We start from the raw sequence: 19066 nt of genomic DNA on the forward strand, positions 1-19066 counted from the left end.
GGCTCAAGGGGTGGGGGCGGGCGCCGTCGGCGCCCGCGAGGCGGTCGGACGGGTCAGATGCCGCCGAGGCAAAGGTACTTCAGTTCCAGGTACTCGTCGATGCCGTAGGTCGAGCCCTCGCGGCCGAGGCCCGACTGCTTGACGCCGCCGAACGGGGCCACCTCGTTCGAGATCAGGCCGGTGTTGATGCCGACCATGCCGTATTCGAGCTGCTCGGCCACGCGCCAGACGCGGCCGATATCGCGGCTGTAGAAATACGAGGCGAGGCCGAACTCGCTGGCGTTGGCCAGCGCCACGGCTTCCTGCTCGTCGCGGAACTTGAACACGGCCGCCACGGGGCCGAAGGTTTCCTCGCGCGAGATCAGCATCTCGGGGGTGGCGTCGGCCAGCACGGTCGGCGCGATGAAGCGGCCCGAGCCCAGGCCTTCCACCAGCTTGCCGCCGGTCAGCAGGCGGGCGCCGCGCGAGGTCGCGTCGTCGATATGCTGGCGCACCTTCTGCACCGCCTGGTCGTCGATCAGCGGACCCTGCGCCACGCCGGCGTCGAAGCCGTTGCCCACGCGCAGGCCTTCGGCCTGCCGCGCCAGCTTGGCGACGAACTCGTCGTAGATCGACTCGTGCGCATAGAAGCGGTTGGTGCAGACGCAGGTCTGGCCGGCATTGCGGTACTTGGACGCGATCGCGCCTTCGACAGCGGCATCGATATCGGCATCGTCGAACACGATGAAGGGCGCGTGGCCGCCGAGCTCCAGTGCGATCTTCTTGACCGTCGGCGCGCATTGCCCCATCAGGATGCGGCCCACCGGCGTCGAGCCGGTGAAGGACAGATGGCGCACCACCGGCGACGCGCACAGCGTCTTGCCGATCGCGATCGACTGGTCGGCATCGCCGGTGACGATATTGATCACGCCGGCCGGGATGCCGGCGCGGTGCGCCAGTTCGGCCATCGCCAGCGCGCACAGCGGCGTCTGCTCGGCCGGCTTGACCACGATGGTGCAGCCGGCGGCCAGCGCGGGCGCGCACTTGCGCGTGATCATCGCGATCGGGAAGTTCCACGGCGTGATCGACGCGCACACGCCGATCGGCTGCTTCAGCACCACCATCCGCTTGTCTGCCCAGGTCGAGGCCGGCACGTCGCCGCTGACGCGCTTGGCTTCCTCGGCGAACCACTCGATGAAGGACGCGCCGTAGACGACCTCGCCCTTCGATTCGGCCAGCGGCTTGCCCTGTTCGGCGGTCATCAGCGCGGCCAGGTCGTCGGCGTGGGCGATCAGCAGATCGAACCAGCGGCGCATCAGGTTGGCACGCTCCTTGGCGGTCTTCGCGCGCCAGGCCGGCCAGGCGGCCTCGGCGGCGGCGATCGCGCGCTCGGTTTCGGCGGCGCCCAGGTTGGCGACCTGCAGCAGTTCCTGGTTGTTGGCCGGGTCGATCACCGGGAAGGTGGTGCCGTTGTCGGCCCCGACCCATTCGCCGTTGACATAGGACTGGCTGCGGACCAGGGCACGGTCCTGGATTCGGTCTAGCGCATTGGCCATCGTGGTCTCCTGTAATCGGTTCTGGTTGCAGATGATAGCGGGGGATGGCGGCGGCCGCGTCCAGGACGCCGGAGGGCGCCGGACGCTCAGGGTCTCGGGCACCTCAAGCCCTCACGCCCTGAAGCCCTCAGCCCTCGGCCCTCGGCCCTCGGCCCTCGGCCCTCGGCCCTCGGCCCTCGGCCCTCGGCCCTCGGCCCTCAACCGCCGGGCGGCCGTTCGAACAGCGTCTCCCACATGCCGTCGACACGGGTCTTGATCGCCGCATCCATCTGAATGGGACGTCCCCATTCGCGCGTGGTTTCGCCGGGCCACTTGTCGGTGGCGTCGATGCCCATCTTGGAGCCGAGCCCCGACACCGGCGAGGCGAAATCGAGGTAGTCGATCGGCGTGTTGTCGACCAGCACCGTATCGCGCGTCGGGTCGACCCGCGTGGTGATCGCCCAGATCACCTCCTTCCAGTCGCGCACGTCGACGTCGTCGTCGACCACCACGATGAACTTCGTATACATGAACTGCCGCAGGAAGCTCCAGACGCCGAACATCACCCGCTTGGCGTGGCCGGCGTACTGCTTCTTCATGCGCACCACCGCCATCCGGTAGCTGCAGCCCTCGGGCGGCAGATAGAAGTCGGTGATCTCGGGAAACTGCTTCTGCAGCAGCGGCACGAACACCTCGTTGAGCGCGACGCCGAGCACGGCCGGCTCGTCGGGTGGCTTGCCGGTGTAGGTCGAGTGATAGATCGGATCGCGCCGCATCGTGATGCGGTCGATGGTGAAGACGGGGAACCAGTCCTGCTCGTTGTAGTAGCCGGTGTGGTCGCCGAACGGACCTTCCAGCGCGTGCTGGTAGCCGGACGGATGCGTCGGGTCGGGCTGAATATGGCCTTCGAGCACGATCTCGGCCGAGGCCGGCACGCTCAGCTCGGACAGCGTCGGCGTCAGGCAGCCGGCCAGCGCGGTACGGCTGCCGCGCAGCAGGCCGGCGAACTGGTATTCGGACAGCGTATCGGGCACCGGCGTCACCGCGCCGAGCATCGTGGCCGGATCCGCGCCCAGCGCGACCGCGATCGGAAACGGCTTGCCCGGATTGGCCAATGCGTGCTCGCGGAAGTCCAGCGCGCCGCCGCGGTGCGCCAGCCAGCGCATGATGACCTGGTTGCGGCCGATCACCTGCTGGCGGTAGATGCCCAGGTTCTGCCGCTTCTTGTGCGGGCCCTTGGTCACCACCAGGCCCCAGGTGATCAGCGGCGCGGCGTCGCCGGGCCAGCACTTCTGGATCGGCAGGCGCGCCAGGTCGACGTCATTGCCCTCCCAGACGATCTCCTGGCAGGCCGGGCTCGACACCTTCTTCGGTGCCATGTCCCAGACCGACTTGACCAGCGTGAACAGCTTGCCGGCCTCGCGCAGGCCGCGCGGCGGCTCGGGCTCCTTCAGCGCAGACAGCACGCGCCCGATGTCGCGCAGATCGGCCAGCGATTCCGCGCCCATGCCCAATGCGACCCTGCGTGGCGTGCCGAACAGATTGGCCAGCACCGGCATGTCGAAAATCGCCTCACCGGCTGCCGTGGCGGCGCGCGCGGGCTTCTCGAACAGCACGGCGGGCCCTTCGGCACGCAGCAGGCGATCGCAGATCTCGGTCATTTCGAGGTCGGGCGACACCGGCGCCGCGATGCGCCGCAACTCGCCCTGCTGTTCGAGTTGACCGATGAAATCGCGCAAGTCTTTGTATTGCATCAGGAATTTGTGGTTGGGCGAGGGGCGCGGCGAGAGCGCCACGCTCGTCGGAGCGTCAATCTGAGTGAAGTGCGGTCCATATTCGACCGCTTCGGAAGAAAAATTTTGCGGCACAGCGTACCGGCAAATTGTAAGTTTTTTTGAAAGACAGGCGGACGAGCAGGGCCGGACAGCCTAGGCCAGCACTACGATTGCGGCCAGCTGAGTGATTCTTTCACCCCACCGTAGCGGGGATCCGTTATAACAAAAAGGAATTGTTTTTCGTTCTTTAATTCTTGACTCGATATAAAACGGTTTTTACAATCGCGTCTGCTCAAAGGTGTGCTGCGTTGCAACAACGAACTTTTCGATCCTGTCAAGGGGTGTAACGCAGATCACCACGTTGGATCAACCAGAGCGGACCGCTACAAGGGAGGTCCCTCCGATCACCGCCGGCAATGACCGGCGCGTCTTGAGTCTTCGCAGCAGGGCAGGCTACCCCAAGAGCCTCCTCTGCTAATCGCTGGGCGCTTGGGGAGCGCCCACCAACAACAGATGCCGATCGCCCCTGCAAGGCGGTGCGACATCCTTACTTGACTACGTTGCCAGTGGACGGCCATGCGTGGGCGAATGCCCTGCAGGACCGGGAGCCGGCGGCGCATGGAGGTAAGCATGAGTGGTTGGAAAACCCTTCATCTTCCCGGTGTCGGGCGGGCGTTGCAGGTCCGCTTCAGGCAACCGGTTCCCGGTGTGCGGCGTGCCCTGCAGGTTCGTCTCGCGCATCCGGTCGCGGGCCGCGCACTGCGCAGCGGTCGCGCAACGTTGAAATACGCGCTGAACAGCGCGGGTCTGATCGCGGTAGTGGCCGGTATTTCGCTGTCGGTCAGCCAGGAATGGCGCACCGCGCTGGCCGGCATGCTGGCCGGCAACGAGGCGCCCGCCATCCTGCTGGAGGCGGCGACCGCGTCGGCGCCGGTGCATGCCAGCACGGCCGACGTGGCGGCCGCCAAGCTGCTGCCGGCGGTGAAGGTGCCAGCGGTGCCGGCAGGCGGCGCCGCAGTGCCGGCCGTGGCGGGGGTGGGTCTGCCGAGCGTGTCGGGCGTCGGCGAGTGGGCCAATGCCAGCCAGTCGAAGGTGCCGTCGGTCGCCCATCTGGCGGCCCGTATCCCGGCCCAGCGCGTGGCCCTGGACGCGCGCTACAGCAGCGCGCTGGCCAGCGCGCGCGAACAGGCCGCGGTGGCCGAGTACATCGCGCGCAAGTACCGCGTGGCCGCGCAGGCGACCGCGCAACTGGTCAAGGCCGCCTATCTGACCGGCCGCGAGGTCGGTATTGATCCGCTGCTGATCCTGGGCGTGATCGCGATCGAGTCCAGCTTCAATCCGTACGCGGAGAGCGGCGTGGGCGCGCAGGGCCTGATGCAGGTCATGACCAAGGTCCACCAGGACAAGTACGAGCACGTCGGCGGCGTCGCGGCCGCGCTCAATCCTTACGCCAACATCAAGATCGGTGCGCTGGTGCTGAAGGATTGCATCGCCCGCGCCGGTTCGATCGAAGGCGGCCTGAAGTACTACGTGGGCGCCACCACGGCCACCGATGGCGGCTACGGCGCCAAGGTGCTGGCCGAGCGCGCGAAGCTGCGCCAGGTGCTGGGCATCCGCGGCAACGCGCCGGCGGCGACGCCGGACGCGACCGAGTCGCTGCCGGGTCCGTCGTCGACCAAGACGCAGGCCGAGCATACGCCCGAGCCGGAGAAGTTCGAGCTGGAGGCGGCGCAGACGCCCCGTAAGGCCTGATGCCGGCGCGGCGGGTCCGCGCATGGTAGAAGGCGCGCGGTCGAAAGCGCGCGGTCAAGAAAAGCGGCGCAGCCTGGTTGGCTGCGCCGCTTTCGTTTTGGCGGGCTGTTTTGGCGGGCTCGATGGCCCGCCGTCGCGATTGCCCTATCGCTATCGCTGTCTCTATTTCCCGAACAGCTTGCCGAGCCGCCGCATCGCTTCCTCGATGTGGGCCATCGATGTCGCGTACGAGATGCGGATGTACTCGCGCGCGGTATGCGGGCCGAAGTCCAGGCCGGGTACCAGCACCACGCCGGCATCGTGCAGCATCGCCTGCGTCAGCCGGTCCGCATCGCCGGCGGCCGGGTGCTGGACGCCGCGGCAGTCGGCGTAGACATAGAAGGCGCCATCGGGCTTGACCGGCACGCCGAAGCCCAGCGTTTCGAGCGCGGGCACGATGGCGTCGCGGCGGCGCTGGAATTCGGCCTTGCGCTCGTCGTAGATCGCCAGCGCCTCGGGCGTGAAGCAGGCCAGCGCCGCGTGCTGGGCTACCGCCGACGCGCAAATGAACAGGTTCTGCGCGACTTTCTCGAAGTCGGCGACCAGCGCGTCCGGCACCACCAGCCAGCCCAGCCGCCAGCCCGTCATGTTGAAGTACTTGGAGAAGCTGTTGACCGTGACGGCATTGTCGTCGAGCGACAGCGCCGACACCGGCCGGCCGTCGTACGACAGCCCCTGATAGATCTCGTCGACGATGGCAAAGCCCCGGCGCTGGCGTACCTCGGCAAGGATGCGCTCCAGCTCGTCGGGCAGGATCGAGGTGCCGGTCGGGTTCGATGGCGAGGCCAGCAGCACGCCGCGGGTGGCTTCGCCCCAGTGTTCGCGCACCTGGTCGGCGGTCAGCTGGAAGCGCGCCTCCGGGCCGCTCGGGATCATCCGGGCGACGCCGTCGAAGGCCGCGACGAAATGCCGGTTGCAGGGATAGCTCGGGTCCGGCATCAGCACCTCGGCGCCGATCTCCACCAGCACCGCGCAGGCGAGCAGCAGCGCGCCGGAGGCACCGGCGGTGACGATCACCCGGCGGGCCGGGATATCGAGCCCGTAGGCGGTCTTGTAGTAGCCCGCGATCGCCTCGCGCAGCGCGTGGATGCCCAGCGCGCCGGTGTATTGCGTCACGCCGCGACGCATCGCCGCTTCCGCCGCCCGTATCACCGGCTCGGCCGCGGTGAAGTCGGGCTCGCCGATGCCCATATGGATGATGTGCCGGCCGGCACGTTCGAGCTCGGCGGCCTGCTTGGCCAGTTCCATCACGTGGAAGGCGCGGATATTGGCGAGGCGGGAGGCAGTGGCGAGGCGCTGTGGGTCCATGGCGGTAACTTGGAATCGGTGGGTAAGGCGGTGCGCCGTCGTGGCGCGGGGCGGTGCGGTCCGGCGCGGTGTGGCGCACTCCCGCGATCATCGCCGGAAATGAAAACACCCGCCTGGGCGGGTGTCGGTCCGGCGCATGCCGCGGGGCGGGGCGCCGGTCAGCGTCGGGCGGCGACCTCGGTGGCGCGCACCTGCGCGGCAACCTTGTCGAGCACGCCGTTGACGTACTTGTAGCCCTCGACGCCGCCGAAGGTCTTGGTCAGCTCGACGGCCTCGTTGATGACGACCTTGTACGGGATGTCGATGCAATGCACCAGCTCGTAGCTGCCGATCAGCAGCGCGGCGCGCTCGACCGGCGACAGTTCCTCGACGGTGCGGTCCAGGAACGGCGAGAAGGCGGCGGTCAGCCGCTCTTCCTCGCGCACGGCGCCATTGAGCAGCGCGTCGAAATGCTCGCGGTCGGCCTTGTTGAAGCCCTGGGCGTCGTGCAGATGGGCCTGGATCGCGCCGATGTCGTTGCGGTTCAGCAGCCACTGGTACAGGCCCTGCAGCGCCAGTTCGCGCGAACGGCGGCGCGCGCTCTTGGGCGGCGCCTTGGCGTCGGAGCGGCCGGACTTGGCGGCAGGCTTGCCGCCCTGTGCTGCATCACTCATCGTCGTCCTCGTCCTCGTCGTCCTGGCCGCGCAGCGAATCGAGCGCCGCCACCAGGTTCGCCATCTCGACCGCGGCACGGGCGCAGTCGCGGCCCTTCTCGCGGGTGCGTGCATGGGCCTGGGCGTCGGTATCGACGGTCAGGATGCCGTTGGCGATCGGCAGGTTGAAGTCCAGGCCGACGCGGGTGATGCCCGCGCCCGACTCGTTCGAAACCAGCTCGAAGTGGTAGGTTTCGCCGCGCACCACGGCGCCCAGCGCGATCAGCGCATCGAACTGGCCGCTCTCGGCCATCTTCTGCAGCGCCAGCGGGATTTCCAGTGCGCCGGGCACCGTCACCACCAGCGTGTCTTCGCCTTCGATGCCCAGCTTTTCCAGCTCGGCCACGCAGGCCTCGCGCAGCTCGTCGCAGACCGGCTCGTTGAAACGCGCCTGCACGATGCCGATGCGCAGGCCTTCGCCGTCGAGGTTGCTCGGGTAGAAACCGTAATCCATATCGTTCTCCAGGGTTCGGTGGGCGGCCGCGCCCGGGATGGGCCGGCCGCCGGTATTGGGGGGACGCTCAGTCGTCGTCGCCGTTCATCGGCTGGTAGCCGGTCACTTCGAGATCGTAGCCCGTCATGCTGGGCATCTTGCGCGGCGAGGCCAGCACGCGCATCTTGCCGACGCCGACATCGCGCAGGATCTGCGCGCCGATGCCGTAGGTGCGCAGGTCGGGCTTGCGCGGGGCGCGGGTCTGCGGCTCGTCCAGCGCGCTGAATTGCGCGAACAGCCGCTCGGCGCTGTCGCCGCAGTTCAGCAGCACCATCACGCCGCTGTCGGCCGCGCCGATCGCCTCCAGCGAGGCCGGCACGGTCCACGAGTGGGTGGTGCGGGAGACTTCGAGCAGGTCCAGCACCGACAGCGGCTCGTGCACGCGCACCAGGGTCTCGCGGTCGCGCTGCGGGTCGCCCTTGATCAGCGCCAGATGGGCGTGGCCGCTGGGCTTGTCGCGGTAGGCGATGCTGCGGAAGGTGCCGTACGGGGTCTGCATGGTGCGCTCGCCGACGCGGTCGACGATGCATTCGGTGCGGCTGCGGTAGTGGATCAGGTCGGCGATGGTGCCGATCTTCAGGCCGTGCAGCTCGGCGAATTCGATCAGGTCCGGCAGGCGCGCCATGGTGCCGTCGTCCTTCATGATTTCGCAGATCACCGCGGCCGGGGTCACGCCGGCCAGCGCGGCCAGGTCGCAGCCCGCCTCGGTATGGCCGGCGCGCATCAGCACGCCGCCGGGCTGGGCCGTCAGCGGGAAGATGTGGCCCGGCTGGACCAGATCGCTGGGCTTGGCGTCGCGGGCGACGGCGGCCTGCACGGTGCGGGCGCGGTCGGCCGCCGAAATGCCGGTGGTGACGCCCTCGGCCGCCTCGATCGACACCGTGAACGCGGTGCCGTGCGGGGTGCCGTTGCGGCTGACCATCGGGTGCAGTTCCAGCTGGCGGCAGCGCTCGGGTGTCAGCGTCAGGCAGATCAGGCCGCGGCCGTACTTGGCCATGAAGTTGATGGCCTCGGGCGTGACGAAATCGGCCGCCAGCACCAGATCCCCCTCGTTCTCGCGGTCTTCCTCGTCGACCAGGATAACCATGCGGCCGGCACGGATCTCGGCAATGATGTCTTCGGTTGGGGCGATCGTCATGAGGTAGGCAAAGGAAAGTCTGGCGGGGCGGCCCCGGGCGAGGCCCGTGAGCGACTGCGGCGCGCCGGGGCGGCGCGCGGTTTAACCCGGCATTGTACGCGATGCGGGCCGGGGGCAAGGGGCGCCGGGGGCTGGGTTGGCCCGAGGCGCCCGGTCGGAGCCGGCCCGGGAATGGCCCTCGGGGATGGCTCCGGGGGATGGCGGCGGGGATGGCGGCGGGGATGGCCGCGGGGATGGCCCGGGGGATGGCCGCGGGGATAGCCAGGAGATGGACGAGGGATGGGCCCGCCGATGGACGGGGCAATCCGGCCGCGGCAGCCCTGCGTGAGCCCGCCAGCGGGCGTTCAGCCCAGCTTGCCCTCGGCGCTCAGCATCCGCTCCACATAGCGGGCGATCAGGTCGATCTCCAGATTGACCTTGGCGCCGGGCCGCAGGTCCTGCAGCGTGGTCACCTCGATCGTATGGGGAATCAGGTTGATCGAGAACTCGCAGCCGTCGGCGTGGTCGGTCACGCGGTTGACCGTCAGCGAGACGCCATTGACGACCACCGAGCCCTTGTAGGCCAGATAGCGCGCCAGCTCGCGCGGCGCGCGCACGCGCAGCTCGTGCGATTCGCCGACCGGCGCGAAATGGGTGACCTCGCCGAGTCCGTCGACATGGCCGGAGACCAGGTGGCCGCCGAGCCGGTCGGCCAGGCGCAGCGCCTTTTCCAGATTGACCCGGCCGGGCTGCGCGAGGCCGGTGGTCTTGTCCAGCGACTCGCGCGAGACCTCGACATCGAACCGGCCCGGCTGCAGCGCCACCACGGTCATGCAGGCGCCCTGGATGGCGATGCTGTCGCCGATCTGCACGTCGGACAGGTCGAGGCCCCCGGCGTCGATCCGCAGGCGGACGCCGGCGTTGTCGGTGTTCTGGTCGCCCAGCGGCGTCACGGAGTCGATGCGGCCGACGGCCGCCACAATGCCAGTAAACATGGTCTGGTCAGCAGGGAGGGAAAGCGAAGGGGAAAGCAAGGAGAGAGCAAGGACAAAGCGGCATGCTAGCAGCCCGCAGCGAGACGTGCCGTTCAGCCCGCCGGATGGCGGCGCGCGATCAGCCGCAAATCGTCGCCGATCTGCCGCACATCGTGCCAGCGGAAGGCCGGCGCGTCCTGCAGGCGGGCGAGCGGCGGCAGGTTGAACATGCCCTGCGCGTCGCCGAGCAGCCGGGGCGCCAGATAGACCAGCAGTTCGTCGGCGCAGCCTTCGCGGATCAGCGAACCGTTGAGCTTGAAGCCCGCCTCGACATGGAGCTCGTTGATGCCGCGCCGGCCCAGCTCCTCGAGCATGCGGCGCAGCTCGACCTTGCCGTGCGCGTTGGGCAGCACCACCACTTCGGCGCCGCGCGCCTCCAGCGCGGTGCGGCGCGCGCGATCGTCGATCGCACAGAACACCAGCACGGGCTTGGCGAATTCGCCGGTGTCAGGCGTCAGCATGCGCGCGTCCAGCGGCACCTCCAGGCGCGAGTCGATCAGCACGCGCTGCGGCTGGCGCGGCGTGTCGATGGCGCGCACGGTCAGCTGCGGGTCGTCGTCGCGCACGGTGCCGATGCCGGTCAGGATCGCGCAGGCGCGTGCGCGCCAGGCATGGCCGTCGTCGCGCGCGGCCTGGCCGGTGATCCACTGGCTGGTGCCGTCGTGCAGCGCGGTGCCGCCATCGAGCGAGGCCGCCACCTTGACGCGGACCCACGGCAGGCCGCGGGTCATGCGCGAGACGAAGCCGATGTTCAGGTCGCGCGCCTCCTTCTCCAGCAGGCCGCAGCGCACGTCGATGCCGGCATCGCGCAGCCGCTGCAGGCCCCGTCCCGATACCGTGGGGTTCGGATCTTCCATCGCCGCGACCACGCGCTTGACGCCGGCGCGCACCAGCGCATCGGCGCACGGCGGCGTGCGGCCGAAATGGCTGCAGGGCTCCAGCGTGACGTAGGCGGTCGCGCCGGCGGGATCGATGCCGCGCGCGGCGGCGTTCTTCAGCGCCTGGATCTCCGCGTGGTCCTGGCCCGCGGGCTGCGTGTAGCCTTCGCCGATCACCTTGCCGCCCTTGGTCAGCACACAGCCCACGCGCGGATTCGGCGTGGTGATGAACATGCCGCGCGCGGCGAGCGCGAGGGCCTGCTGCATGGCGGCGTGATCGGTTTCGGAGAACATGAGTAAGCGGTTTTCCTGCCGGTTGTCTTGACTGGCGTGGCTGGCGTGGTCGGGCTGGCTGACTCGGTTGGGACCAAGTCGGCCGGGCCAAGTCGGTCGGGCCAAGTCGGTCGGGCCAAGTCGGTCGGCCAAGTCGGTCGGGCCAAGTCGGTCGGCCAAGTCGGTCGGGCTAAATCGGCCCGGCATGCCGGGCCGAGGTCGTGGCCGGTCTGCGGCTCAGGGCTCGCTGTCGATGCGGCTGTCGCAGTCGGCGTCGTGCCCGGGCGTACAGATGCGCAAGCGGCCCAGCGCGCCGAGCCTGACCTGACGCTGCGCATGGCCGCAGCGCAGGGTAAAGGTGGCTGCATAGAAGCCGCCACGTTCCGACCGAGAGTATCCCACAGGAGCCAGCCGCAGCGCGCGGCCGCCGTCGGTGGCGCGCAGCGCGACGCGCAGGCAGGCGGCGGCCAGGCCCACCGATGACAGCACCGGGGCGTCGGGGGCTTGGCTGGTCCTTGTGGCCTCGCTGGCCCTGGTGGCTCCGATGGCCCTGGTGGCTCCGATGGCCCCGGTGGCCCCGGTGGCCCCGGTGGCCCCGGTGGCCCCGTCCGCCACCCGGGCCTCCCTCGCGACGATATGCCATCCGCGCGAGAAGTCGGAGAAGCCGGGCTGCGGCGCCAGCAGAACCGTGCTGCGCCTGGCCAGCGCGAATTCGCGCGCCATCTCGATCGAGGCGGCCAGCAGGTCGGCGGCCAGGCGCACCTGCTGCCGCTCCAGCGCGTCGCGATAGGACGGGTAGCCGGCAGCGGCCAGCGTTGCCGTGATCGCCATCGCGGCGAGCCATTCGATCAGTGTGGCGCCCGCCGAGCGTGCGGGGTGCCGCCCGCGCTCGCCGCCGCGGACGCTCAGCAGCCCTCCGGCCATGGTACGGGTCCCGCCTGGTCCTGCGATTCCACCAGCCACTCGCCGCTGCTGCGCAGGATCAGCGTGCCGCAAGTGACGTCGGGCCATTGCGGGAAGGCGTGCAGTTCGATGCAGCGGTCGAGGTCGGCGTCGCGCTGGCCGGCGGCGGTGCAGGGCAGCGCCGCAAGCCGGTAGTGCGGACGCGCAGGCGGCGGCGGGACCCACTGTGGCCAGCGTCCCGCGGGACCGCGACCGCTGTCGTCGGCGAAGCTGCCGCGGGCCATCGCGTGGCGCTGCAGGTCCAGCATCGCCGCGATCATCGCGGTGCGCGCCTGCGCGCGCCAGCTGCGCTGCAGGTGCCGATGCCAGCTGGTGGCCGCGATGCCGGCGACGATGGCGACGATGACGATCACGACCAGCAGCTCGATCAGCGTGAAGGCGGTGGTGCGGTTGGCGGTCATGGACGGTGGCGGCGGGGTCACGGAGGGTCATCGCGGGTGACGGCGCTCCCCGGAGGGTCACGGCACCTCATGGAGGGTCATGGGCTTCATGGCGCCTCATGGCGGCCTCATGACCCGGCATGACGTCATGAGGGATATGGCGGGACGAGTTCGCGCCAACCGATTCGCCGGACCCGGCCGCCTTCCGGCTGGCTTGCCGCTCCACGCCGTGAAGGCGGATCGATCCGTTCCGGTTCGATCCATTCGGTCTGCAGCACGACGCGCGCGGCCGGATCGCGTCCCTGACCGAGCGCGGTGATGCGATAGCGCTGCGCCGGCACGCCGGCGGGCGCCGATCCGCCGGCGCTTTTCGGCGGCAGCCGTTCGATCAGATAGCGCGGCACGGTGGTCGCGCCGGCCATCTCCGGCGGGATGAGCGGCAGGGTTGCACCGGTTACGTTTGCGACCGGCACTCCGATGCCGTCCGCGGGCAGGGCCTGGTCCATCCAAGCCCGCCACGGCGGGGGCTGCCCGGGGGCAGGGCTGCACAGGCCGCGCTGCGCCTGCGTGCCGCAATGGCCGGGCGCAGGCCATGAGGCGAGGCGATCGTTGTGGCCGGCGAGCGCTTGGCTGGCGGTAGTCGCAGCTGTGGCAGCGGTTGCAGCAGTTGCAGCAGTTGCAGTAGTCGCAGCAGTCGCGGCCGTTGCGGCAGTCGCGGTAGTCGCAGCAGTCCCAGCAATGGCGGCAGTTGCGCTGCGCAGATCGCGCTCGCCATCGCGCAGCGCGACCTCCGCGCCGCGGAACGCGATCTCGCGCTCGAGCCGCTGGCCGATCGCCTGATGTCCGGCCAGGAGCAGCACGAACAGCGCGCCGGCCAGCGCGAGGGTCATCGTCGACAGCACGACTACGGAAATGAGCGTGATGGCGCCGCGTGCGGCTTGCGGCGGCATCGCATCGTCGTCGAATCTCAGCATGTCGACTCCGCACAGAACGGCGCATTGCGCAGCCACACCGTGGTGGCGAACACTCGCCGCGAAGCGGTGGGCCGGGAGCGGGGCATAAACGCGATATCGTCGCCTTGCTCGCCGGTCGTGCGTGGCGGCAGCAGTGGCAAGGGCGTCGCGGCCGTGCCCGGCATGCCAGCCCCGCTGCGCAGCACCAGGGCGATCTGCACGGCCAACACCTTGCGCCACGCATCCGGTCCGCCGATGGCAAGTTCGCTGGCGCGCAGGAAGGTATCGACGCGGCCGTCGCCGTCGCGGTCGACGCCATAGCGCAGCTGCAGGGTCTCGACACCGCGGGCCAGTGCGCCCGTGCTCCACGTCGTGCCGCCGCTGCCCCCAATGCCGCCACTGACACCACCGCCACCACCACCGCCACCACCGCCACCACCGCCACCACCGCCACCACCGCCACCGCTACCGCTACTACTGCTGCCACTGCCACCATCGCGGCGCCCGGGATAGCGGCACAGCAATTGCGGTTCGCCGTCGGAGTCGTTGGCCACGTACAGCAGGTTGGCGGTCAGGTAGCCGGCCGCCTGCGGCGACGAGGCCCCTGCGGATTCCGTAGCGGCCACCGCGATGGAGACCGGGTAACCGCTGCAGTCGGACAGGTAGCGGTCGGGCACCGCCGGATCGCCAAACGGATGGTCGCCGCCGAAGCGGATCAGCAGCGCATCGCTGCCGGCAACGCCGGCTTTGCCGCAGCTCAGGGCGTCGCCGAGCGTCGGCTGGCCGCAGTCGTCGCGGCCGATCAGCGGCGGAGGCAGGGCGGCGGTCGGAGCCGGATGCCAGCCCGCATGGCGCAGCAGCCCGGCAATCGCCTCCAGCAGGGCGCCGCCGCGCTGCTCCAGTTCGCGTTGCTCGGCGGCCAGGACATAGGCGGATCGCATGGTGAGCCAAGCCGTCACCGCCGCGCTGCTCGCCAGCGCGCCCAGCAGCAGGCCGACCATCACCTCGACCAGCGACCATCCGGCCGTCGCCGCGGACTGCCATGGCGTACCGGCGCTGCCGCGCACGCTCGATCCGATTGCACACGGGGCGACGACCGCCGCGCTCATGGTTGCAGCCGTCGTGCTCATGGCCGCAACCGCAGCGCGATGGCGCGCAACGCGGTCCGGGGCTGGGCGGCATCGGCCCGGCTGCCTATGCGGGGCTCCGGCGGCAACGGACCGACCACGACGACGCGGTGGCCGGCCGGACAGCTCGATTGCGCCGCGTCGGCCGGCACCGAGGCGCACCAGCGTGGCGGCGGCAGGCCCGGTGTCCGCGCGAGCGCGGGGAGCCGGGCGGGATCCGGCAGGGCATCCGGTCCCGCCAGCCCCGCCAGTTCGGCGCCCTCGGCGGCGAGGCGCAGGGCCTGGCCGATCCGCAAGGGCTCGCGCCACCATTGCAGCGCCGTCGGGGCGAGCCCGGCCAGCGGCAGCAGGCCGATGCCGAGCACGGCGAGCGCGACCAGCGCTTCGAGCAGCAGGTAGCCGCGGTGGCGCAAGCGCCGGCGGTCAGTCAAACGAGGGCAAGAAGGGGGGCGGCAATCGGCGCGCCATGGAAGGGCGCCGGCAGTTGAGGTGCCGGAAGGCGCCGAAGCGGTCGATAGCCGGGAAACGGCGGACAACGCCGAAGCCGTCGATAACTCGGAAGCGGCGGACAACGCCGAAGCCGTCGAAAACGCCGAAGCGCTCGATAACGCGGAAGCCGCCGACAACGCTGAAGCGGTCGGCAACGCCGAAGCCGCCCAAGGGATCGCAACCATCGCTCTGGTCCTGTGCGTGACAAGCGGGGACCAGATTAATCGTCAGCGAGCGGGGATAAGGTTTCGAACCGTGGAGGATTCGACAAGGATTGCAACAGCGGGCGACACCGTCGGCAACGGCGGCAACCGCAACAAGCATCGACAAACACCGACTAACCGCAACACCCTCACGCCGCCGCGAGGCAACGCCTCAGCGCTTGCCGTTGGTCGAGCTGACTTCGGCCAGCACGTCCGAGAACTCCGACACGTCCTCGAAGCTGCGGTACACCGAAGCGAAACGGATATAGGCGATCTTGTCGAGCTTGCGCAGCTCGCGCATCACCAGTTCGCCGACCTGGCTGCTCGGGATTTCCTTCTGTCCCAGCGCCAGCAGCTTTTCCTCGATGCGCGCGATCGCCTCGTCGATGGCCTCTGCCGAGACCGGCCGCTTGCGCAGGGCCAGCCGCATCGAATCCTTCAGCTTGCTGCGCGCGTAATCGACGCGGCTGCCGTTCTTCTTGACGATGGCCGGAAAGAACAGCTCGATCCGCTCATAGGTGGTGAAGCGCCGATCGCAGGCCTCGCAACGGCGGCGCCGGCGCACGGTATCGCCTTCCTCGGACATGCGGGTGTCGAGCACCTGGGTATTGGAGTGACCGCAGAAGGGACATTTCATCGGACCACCTGGAGGCGGAGGTTGAGCGGCCGCGCGCCGCCCGCCGAAGCGGCCGCGCGCGGCGACGGCCGATCAGCCGTAGACCGGGAAGCGCTTGGTCAGCGCCGCAACCTGCTCGCGCACGCGCGCGATGTTGTCGGCATCGTGCGGGTTGTCCAGCACGTCGGCGATCAGGTTGGCGACCTGGCGGGCTTCCTCTTCCTTGAAGCCGCGCGTGGTCATCGCCGGCGAACCCAGGCGGATGCCCGAGGTGACAAAGGGCTTTTCCGGATCGTTGGGGATCGCGTTCTTGTTGACCGTGATATGCGCGTCGCCCAGGATCTTCTCGGCTTCCTTGCCGGTGATCTGCTTGGCGCGCAGGTCGACCAGCATCACGTGGCTCTCGGTGCGGCCCGAGACGATGCGCAGGCCGCGCGCGATCAGCGTCTCGGCCAGCGCCTGGGCGTTCCTGACGACCTGCTGCTGATAGGCCTTGAACTCCGGCGACAGCGCTTCCTTGAAGGCGACCGCCTTGCCGGCGATCACGTGCATCAGCGGGCCGCCCTGGATGCCGGGGAAGATCGCCGAGTTGATGGCCTTCTCATGCTCGGCCTTCATCAGGATCACGCCGCCGCGCGGGCCGCGCAGGCTCTTGTGCGTGGTGGTGGTGACGAAGTCCGCGTGCGGCACCGGGTTCGGGTAGACGCCCGCGGCGATCAGGCCGGCGTAGTGCGCCATGTCGACCATGAAATAGGCGCCGACCGACTTGGCCACGGCGGCGATGCGCTCGAAGTCGATGCGCAGCGAGAAGGCCGACGCGCCGGCGATGATCAGCTTCGGCTTCTTCTCCTGGGCCAGCTTTTCCAGCGCGCCGTAGTCGATGTCCTCGTCGGCGTTCAGGCCGTAGCTGACCACGTTGAACCACTTGCCGCTCATGTTCAGCGCCATGCCGTGGGTCAGGTGGCCGCCTTCGGCCAGGCTCATGCCCATGATGGTGTCGCCCGGCTTGAGCACGGCGAAGAACACGCCCTGGTTGGCCTGCGAGCCCGAGTTCGGCTGCACGTTGGCGGCCTCGGCGCCGAACAGTTGCTTGACGCGGTCGATCGCGAGCTGCTCGACGACGTCGACGTATTCGCAGCCGCCGTAGTAGCGCTTGCCGGGATAGCCCTCGGCGTACTTGTTGGTCAGCTGCGAGCCCTGCGCGGCCATCACGGCCGGCGAGGTGTAGTTCTCGGAGGCGATCAGCTCGATATGGTCTTCCTGGCGCTGATTTTCCTGCTGGATGGCGGACCAGAGTTCGGGATCGATCTGGTCGATCGTGTAGCGGCTGCGTTCGAACATGGCGAAAACTCGTCTGTAGAAGGATCGGTGAAAACCGTGCAATGACGGCGGATTGACCGAAGGATACGGGAACGGAACGACGGTAGGGCGCGCGGGGAAGACGCATGCGAACCGCGTCGCCGGCCTGGGCGGGGGCCCGGGACTGGCGGCGCAGGGCGCACCCTGCTTCCCATTCGCTGGCCCAGGCGAGCGGCAGGCGCGGCGGCTATCGCAAGGGGCCGGGGCCGGGCGTTGCGCCCTGGCTTCGGACCGCTTCCGGTGGCTTGGCGCCAGAGATCTTGCGCTTCCTCGTGGTAGTACCCACTGACTTCGCCAGTCGCGCAAGGTGGAATGGTTGGCCGGAGTTTACGCGAGGCCCCGGCTCGCCGCAAGCCGGCCAGGCCGCCTGGGACAGGGCTTGGGACGTGCTTGGGGACGGGCCTGGCGGGCGGGAAGGGGCCCGCCCGTCTGTAGGACGGCCCGGCGTTGCGTTGTCGGACGCCGTGTGACACCGAAGCCGCGCCCGCGTCCGTTACAATCGCGGCCATGACGAATTTCGTATGGCCGCTGCGCGTCTACTGGGAAGACACCGACGCCGGCGGGGTGGTGTTCTACGCCAACTACCTCAAGTTTTTCGAACGTGCGCGCACCGAATGGCTGCGCTCGCTCGGTATCGAGCAGCAGGCCCTCGCCGACGAATCGGGCGTGGTCTTTGTCGTGCGCAGCACGGCGGTGGAATACAATGCGCCCGCCCGGCTGGACGACCTGCTGGAGATCCGCACCCGTATTGAACGGGTCGGGCCGGCCTCGGTCCAATTCGCCCAGGAAGCGTGGCGCGGGCCGCTGATGCTGGCCGCGGGCACGATCCGGGTGGGATGCGTGGACCGCGACAGCTTCCGCCCGGCGCCGATTCCCGCATCCGTCCTCGCAACCATCAAGACCGCTCGATGAATCCCGTGACCGTCACGCAAGACATGTCGATCCTTACGCTGGTGATGCACGCCAGCTTCCTGGCGCAGGCCGTGATGGCCTTGCTGGTCGTCATGTCCTTGTTCTCCTGGACCTATATTTTCCGCAAGCACATGGCGCTGCGCGCCGCGCGCACCCAGACCGAGGGCTTCGAGCGCGATTTCTGGGCGGGCGGCGACCTGCAGGCGCTGTATCACAGCGCGGCCAACAACCGGCACAGCACCGGCGCGCTCGAGCGGATCTTCGAGTCCGGCATGGGCGAATACCTGAAGGCGCGCGAGCGCAGCAACGACGCCGGCGCGCTGCTCGACGCGGCCCGCCGCGCGATGCGCGCCGCCTACCAGCGCGAGATGGACGTGCTCGAGTCCCACCTGCCGTTCCTCGCCTCGGTCGGCTCGGTCAGCCCCTACATCGGCCTGTTCGGCACGGTCTGGGGCATCATGAACGCGTTCCGCGGCCTGTCCAACGTCCAGCAGGCGACGCTGGCCTCGGTCGCGCCCGGCATCGCCGAAGCGCTGGTGGCCACCGCGATCGGCCTGTTCGCGGCGATTCCGGCCGTGATCGCGTACAACCGCTACGCGACCGAGATCGACCGGCTGGCGATCCGCTTCGAGAGCTTCATGGAAGAATTCCTCAACATCCTGCAGCGGCAGACCCGCTGAAGGCCAGGCCAAGGAGAAGCGCAGCATGGCAGCCATTCAGCGCCGCGGCGGCTCGCGCCGCCGGGCCAGCGCGGACATCAACGTCGTGCCGTATATCGACGTGATGCTGGTTCTGCTCGTCATCTTCATGGTGGCGGCGCCGATCGTCAGCCCCGCCGTGGTGGACCTGCCGACCGTGGCCGACGCCACGCCGCAGCAGAAGACCCCGCCGATCGTCGTCACCGTGCACGAGGATGGCACGCTGACCGCGCGCGGCAAGAGCCCGGAGGGCGCCTCGTTCGAGCGCAAGCTCGACACCAAGGGCCTGCTGGACTTCGTGCACCAGCGCCAGAACGAGAACCCGGACCAGCCGGTGGTGATCGCCGCCGCCCGTGCGGTCAAGTACGAGGCGGTGCTCGACGTGATGTCCGAACTGAAGGCCGATGGCGTCAAGCGCGTCGGCCTGATGGTCAAGTCCAAGTAACCGCTGGATGACGACCGGATGTCGCCCGGAACCTTGCCGTTAGCCT

General features: G+C 69.3%; 20 protein-coding genes and 1 riboswitch. Of the genes, 4 read left to right on the top strand and 16 right to left on the bottom strand.

The features are described from left to right. Nucleotides 1-53: 53 nt before the first annotated feature. Entirely contained in the window at nucleotides 54-1535 is a 1482-nt protein-coding gene (locus tag KZ686_RS07040) for an NAD-dependent succinate-semialdehyde dehydrogenase (RefSeq protein WP_265633317.1), read from the bottom strand. A 197-nt stretch (nucleotides 1536-1732) separates the two neighbouring features. Further along, a complete protein-coding gene (gene ubiD, locus KZ686_RS07045; RefSeq protein ID WP_265633318.1) occupies nucleotides 1733-3268 on the bottom strand; it encodes a 4-hydroxy-3-polyprenylbenzoate decarboxylase in 1536 nt (511 codons plus the stop codon). A gap of 651 nt (nucleotides 3269-3919) precedes the next feature. Here ubiD and KZ686_RS07050 point away from each other — a divergent pair. Beyond that, the gene (locus KZ686_RS07050; protein WP_149317771.1) at nucleotides 3920-5041 is read left to right on the top strand and encodes a lytic transglycosylase domain-containing protein; all 1122 of its coding nucleotides are present in this window, start codon (nucleotides 3920-3922) and stop codon (nucleotides 5039-5041) included. Between the two features lie 162 nt (nucleotides 5042-5203). Here the strand turns inward: KZ686_RS07050 and KZ686_RS07055 are convergent, their stop codons facing one another. The 14 genes from KZ686_RS07055 to glyA form a co-directional block, all read right to left on the bottom strand. After that, nucleotides 5204-6388, bottom strand: a complete 1185-nt coding sequence (locus tag KZ686_RS07055) for a pyridoxal phosphate-dependent aminotransferase (RefSeq protein WP_265633319.1) — start codon at nucleotides 6386-6388, stop codon at nucleotides 5204-5206. A gap of 158 nt (nucleotides 6389-6546) precedes the next feature. Continuing rightward, nucleotides 6547-7041 (bottom strand): transcription antitermination factor NusB, encoded by a 495-nt coding sequence (gene nusB, locus KZ686_RS07060; protein ID WP_149317773.1) that lies wholly within the window; start codon nucleotides 7039-7041, stop codon nucleotides 6547-6549. Next, complete coding sequence (ribH, locus tag KZ686_RS07065) at nucleotides 7034-7534, bottom strand: 6,7-dimethyl-8-ribityllumazine synthase (RefSeq protein WP_265633320.1); 501 nt, start codon at nucleotides 7532-7534, stop codon at nucleotides 7034-7036. The genes nusB and ribH overlap by 8 nt, the downstream gene beginning before the upstream one ends. A gap of 67 nt (nucleotides 7535-7601) precedes the next feature. Next, on the bottom strand, nucleotides 7602-8711 hold the full coding sequence (gene ribBA, locus KZ686_RS07070) for a bifunctional 3,4-dihydroxy-2-butanone-4-phosphate synthase/GTP cyclohydrolase II (RefSeq protein WP_149317775.1): 1110 nt from the start codon (nucleotides 8709-8711) through the stop codon (nucleotides 7602-7604). A gap of 344 nt (nucleotides 8712-9055) precedes the next feature. Then, a complete protein-coding gene (locus KZ686_RS07075) occupies nucleotides 9056-9685 on the bottom strand; it encodes a riboflavin synthase (RefSeq protein ID WP_265633321.1) in 630 nt (209 codons plus the stop codon). Nucleotides 9686-9777: 92 nt separating this feature from the next. Continuing rightward, complete coding sequence (gene ribD / locus KZ686_RS07080) at nucleotides 9778-10896, bottom strand: bifunctional diaminohydroxyphosphoribosylaminopyrimidine deaminase/5-amino-6-(5-phosphoribosylamino)uracil reductase RibD (protein WP_149317777.1); 1119 nt, start codon at nucleotides 10894-10896, stop codon at nucleotides 9778-9780. 216 nt (nucleotides 10897-11112) lie between these two features. Beyond that, a complete protein-coding gene (locus KZ686_RS07085) occupies nucleotides 11113-11799 on the bottom strand; it encodes a pilus assembly FimT family protein (protein ID WP_265633322.1) in 687 nt (228 codons plus the stop codon). After that, on the bottom strand, nucleotides 11781-12239 hold the full coding sequence (locus KZ686_RS07090; RefSeq protein WP_265633323.1) for a prepilin-type N-terminal cleavage/methylation domain-containing protein: 459 nt from the start codon (nucleotides 12237-12239) through the stop codon (nucleotides 11781-11783). Before KZ686_RS07090 ends, KZ686_RS07085 begins: the two co-directional genes overlap by 19 nt. Nucleotides 12240-12364: 125 nt before the next feature. Beyond that, nucleotides 12365-13192, bottom strand: a complete 828-nt coding sequence (locus tag KZ686_RS07095; RefSeq protein ID WP_265633324.1) for a pilus assembly protein — start codon at nucleotides 13190-13192, stop codon at nucleotides 12365-12367. Then, entirely contained in the window at nucleotides 13186-14301 is a 1116-nt protein-coding gene (locus tag KZ686_RS07100) for a PilW family protein (protein ID WP_265633325.1), read from the bottom strand. Before KZ686_RS07100 ends, KZ686_RS07095 begins: the two co-directional genes overlap by 7 nt. Then, nucleotides 14298-14711: a prepilin-type N-terminal cleavage/methylation domain-containing protein gene (locus KZ686_RS07105; RefSeq protein ID WP_265633326.1), complete on the bottom strand. Its 414-nt coding sequence runs from the start codon at nucleotides 14709-14711 to the stop codon at nucleotides 14298-14300. The genes KZ686_RS07100 and KZ686_RS07105 overlap by 4 nt, the downstream gene beginning before the upstream one ends. A 10-nt stretch (nucleotides 14712-14721) precedes the next feature. After that, nucleotides 14722-14958, bottom strand: coding sequence for a hypothetical protein (locus tag KZ686_RS07110; RefSeq protein ID WP_265633327.1), 237 nt, complete (start codon nucleotides 14956-14958; stop codon nucleotides 14722-14724). Nucleotides 14959-15162: 204 nt separating this feature from the next. Then, a complete protein-coding gene (nrdR, locus tag KZ686_RS07115; RefSeq protein ID WP_149317782.1) occupies nucleotides 15163-15627 on the bottom strand; it encodes a transcriptional regulator NrdR in 465 nt (154 codons plus the stop codon). A 72-nt stretch (nucleotides 15628-15699) separates the two neighbouring features. Beyond that, nucleotides 15700-16947, bottom strand: a complete 1248-nt coding sequence (glyA, locus tag KZ686_RS07120; RefSeq protein ID WP_150084233.1) for a serine hydroxymethyltransferase — start codon at nucleotides 16945-16947, stop codon at nucleotides 15700-15702. Between the two features lie 228 nt (nucleotides 16948-17175). After that, a riboswitch (ZMP/ZTP riboswitch) is annotated at nucleotides 17176-17277 on the bottom strand. Between the two features lie 195 nt (nucleotides 17278-17472). Here glyA and ybgC point away from each other — a divergent pair. From ybgC to tolR, 3 genes are read left to right on the top strand one after another with little or no spacing between them, the layout of a single operon-like run. Further along, nucleotides 17473-17877 carry a tol-pal system-associated acyl-CoA thioesterase gene (gene ybgC / locus KZ686_RS07125; RefSeq protein ID WP_149317784.1) on the top strand — a complete coding sequence of 135 codons (405 nt, stop codon included), beginning with the start codon at nucleotides 17473-17475 and terminating at the stop codon, nucleotides 17875-17877. Continuing rightward, nucleotides 17874-18557 (top strand): protein TolQ, encoded by a 684-nt coding sequence (gene tolQ, locus KZ686_RS07130; protein ID WP_023264902.1) that lies wholly within the window; start codon nucleotides 17874-17876, stop codon nucleotides 18555-18557. Before ybgC ends, tolQ begins: the two co-directional genes overlap by 4 nt. A gap of 25 nt (nucleotides 18558-18582) precedes the next feature. After that, nucleotides 18583-19020 carry a protein TolR gene (tolR, locus tag KZ686_RS07135; RefSeq protein ID WP_149317785.1) on the top strand — a complete coding sequence of 146 codons (438 nt, stop codon included), beginning with the start codon at nucleotides 18583-18585 and terminating at the stop codon, nucleotides 19018-19020. Nucleotides 19021-19066 lie beyond the last annotated feature (46 nt).

The organism is Cupriavidus cauae, assembly GCF_026210475.1.
In the GTDB taxonomy this organism is placed as follows: Bacteria; Pseudomonadota; Gammaproteobacteria; order Burkholderiales; family Burkholderiaceae; genus Cupriavidus; species Cupriavidus cauae.

What these genes read in the sequence shown, in the direction of transcription:
- nrdR (WP_149317782.1), bottom strand. Translation starts at nt 15,627, where the DNA reads ATGAAATGTCCCTTCTGCGGTCACTCCAATACCCAGGTGCTCGACACC.
- KZ686_RS07085 (WP_265633322.1), bottom strand. Translation starts at nt 11,799, where the DNA reads ATGGCCGGAGGGCTGCTGAGCGTCCGCGGCGGCGAGCGCGGGCGGCAC.
- KZ686_RS07095 (WP_265633324.1), bottom strand. Translation starts at nt 13,192, where the DNA reads ATGCTGAGATTCGACGACGATGCGATGCCGCCGCAAGCCGCACGCGGC.
- ribH (WP_265633320.1), bottom strand. Translation starts at nt 7,534, where the DNA reads ATGGATTACGGTTTCTACCCGAGCAACCTCGACGGCGAAGGCCTGCGC.
- ubiD (WP_265633318.1), bottom strand. Translation starts at nt 3,268, where the DNA reads ATGCAATACAAAGACTTGCGCGATTTCATCGGTCAACTCGAACAGCAG.
- tolR (WP_149317785.1), top strand. Translation starts at nt 18,583, where the DNA reads ATGGCAGCCATTCAGCGCCGCGGCGGCTCGCGCCGCCGGGCCAGCGCG.
- ribBA (WP_149317775.1), bottom strand. Translation starts at nt 8,711, where the DNA reads ATGACGATCGCCCCAACCGAAGACATCATTGCCGAGATCCGTGCCGGC.
- KZ686_RS07100 (WP_265633325.1), bottom strand. Translation starts at nt 14,301, where the DNA reads ATGAGCACGACGGCTGCAACCATGAGCGCGGCGGTCGTCGCCCCGTGT.
- ybgC (WP_149317784.1), top strand. Translation starts at nt 17,473, where the DNA reads ATGACGAATTTCGTATGGCCGCTGCGCGTCTACTGGGAAGACACCGAC.
- KZ686_RS07050 (WP_149317771.1), top strand. Translation starts at nt 3,920, where the DNA reads ATGAGTGGTTGGAAAACCCTTCATCTTCCCGGTGTCGGGCGGGCGTTG.
- tolQ (WP_023264902.1), top strand. Translation starts at nt 17,874, where the DNA reads ATGAATCCCGTGACCGTCACGCAAGACATGTCGATCCTTACGCTGGTG.
- KZ686_RS07040 (WP_265633317.1), bottom strand. Translation starts at nt 1,535, where the DNA reads ATGGCCAATGCGCTAGACCGAATCCAGGACCGTGCCCTGGTCCGCAGC.
- KZ686_RS07055 (WP_265633319.1), bottom strand. Translation starts at nt 6,388, where the DNA reads ATGGACCCACAGCGCCTCGCCACTGCCTCCCGCCTCGCCAATATCCGC.
- KZ686_RS07090 (WP_265633323.1), bottom strand. Translation starts at nt 12,239, where the DNA reads ATGACCGCCAACCGCACCACCGCCTTCACGCTGATCGAGCTGCTGGTC.
- ribD (WP_149317777.1), bottom strand. Translation starts at nt 10,896, where the DNA reads ATGTTCTCCGAAACCGATCACGCCGCCATGCAGCAGGCCCTCGCGCTC.
- nusB (WP_149317773.1), bottom strand. Translation starts at nt 7,041, where the DNA reads ATGAGTGATGCAGCACAGGGCGGCAAGCCTGCCGCCAAGTCCGGCCGC.
- glyA (WP_150084233.1), bottom strand. Translation starts at nt 16,947, where the DNA reads ATGTTCGAACGCAGCCGCTACACGATCGACCAGATCGATCCCGAACTC.
- KZ686_RS07075 (WP_265633321.1), bottom strand. Translation starts at nt 9,685, where the DNA reads ATGTTTACTGGCATTGTGGCGGCCGTCGGCCGCATCGACTCCGTGACG.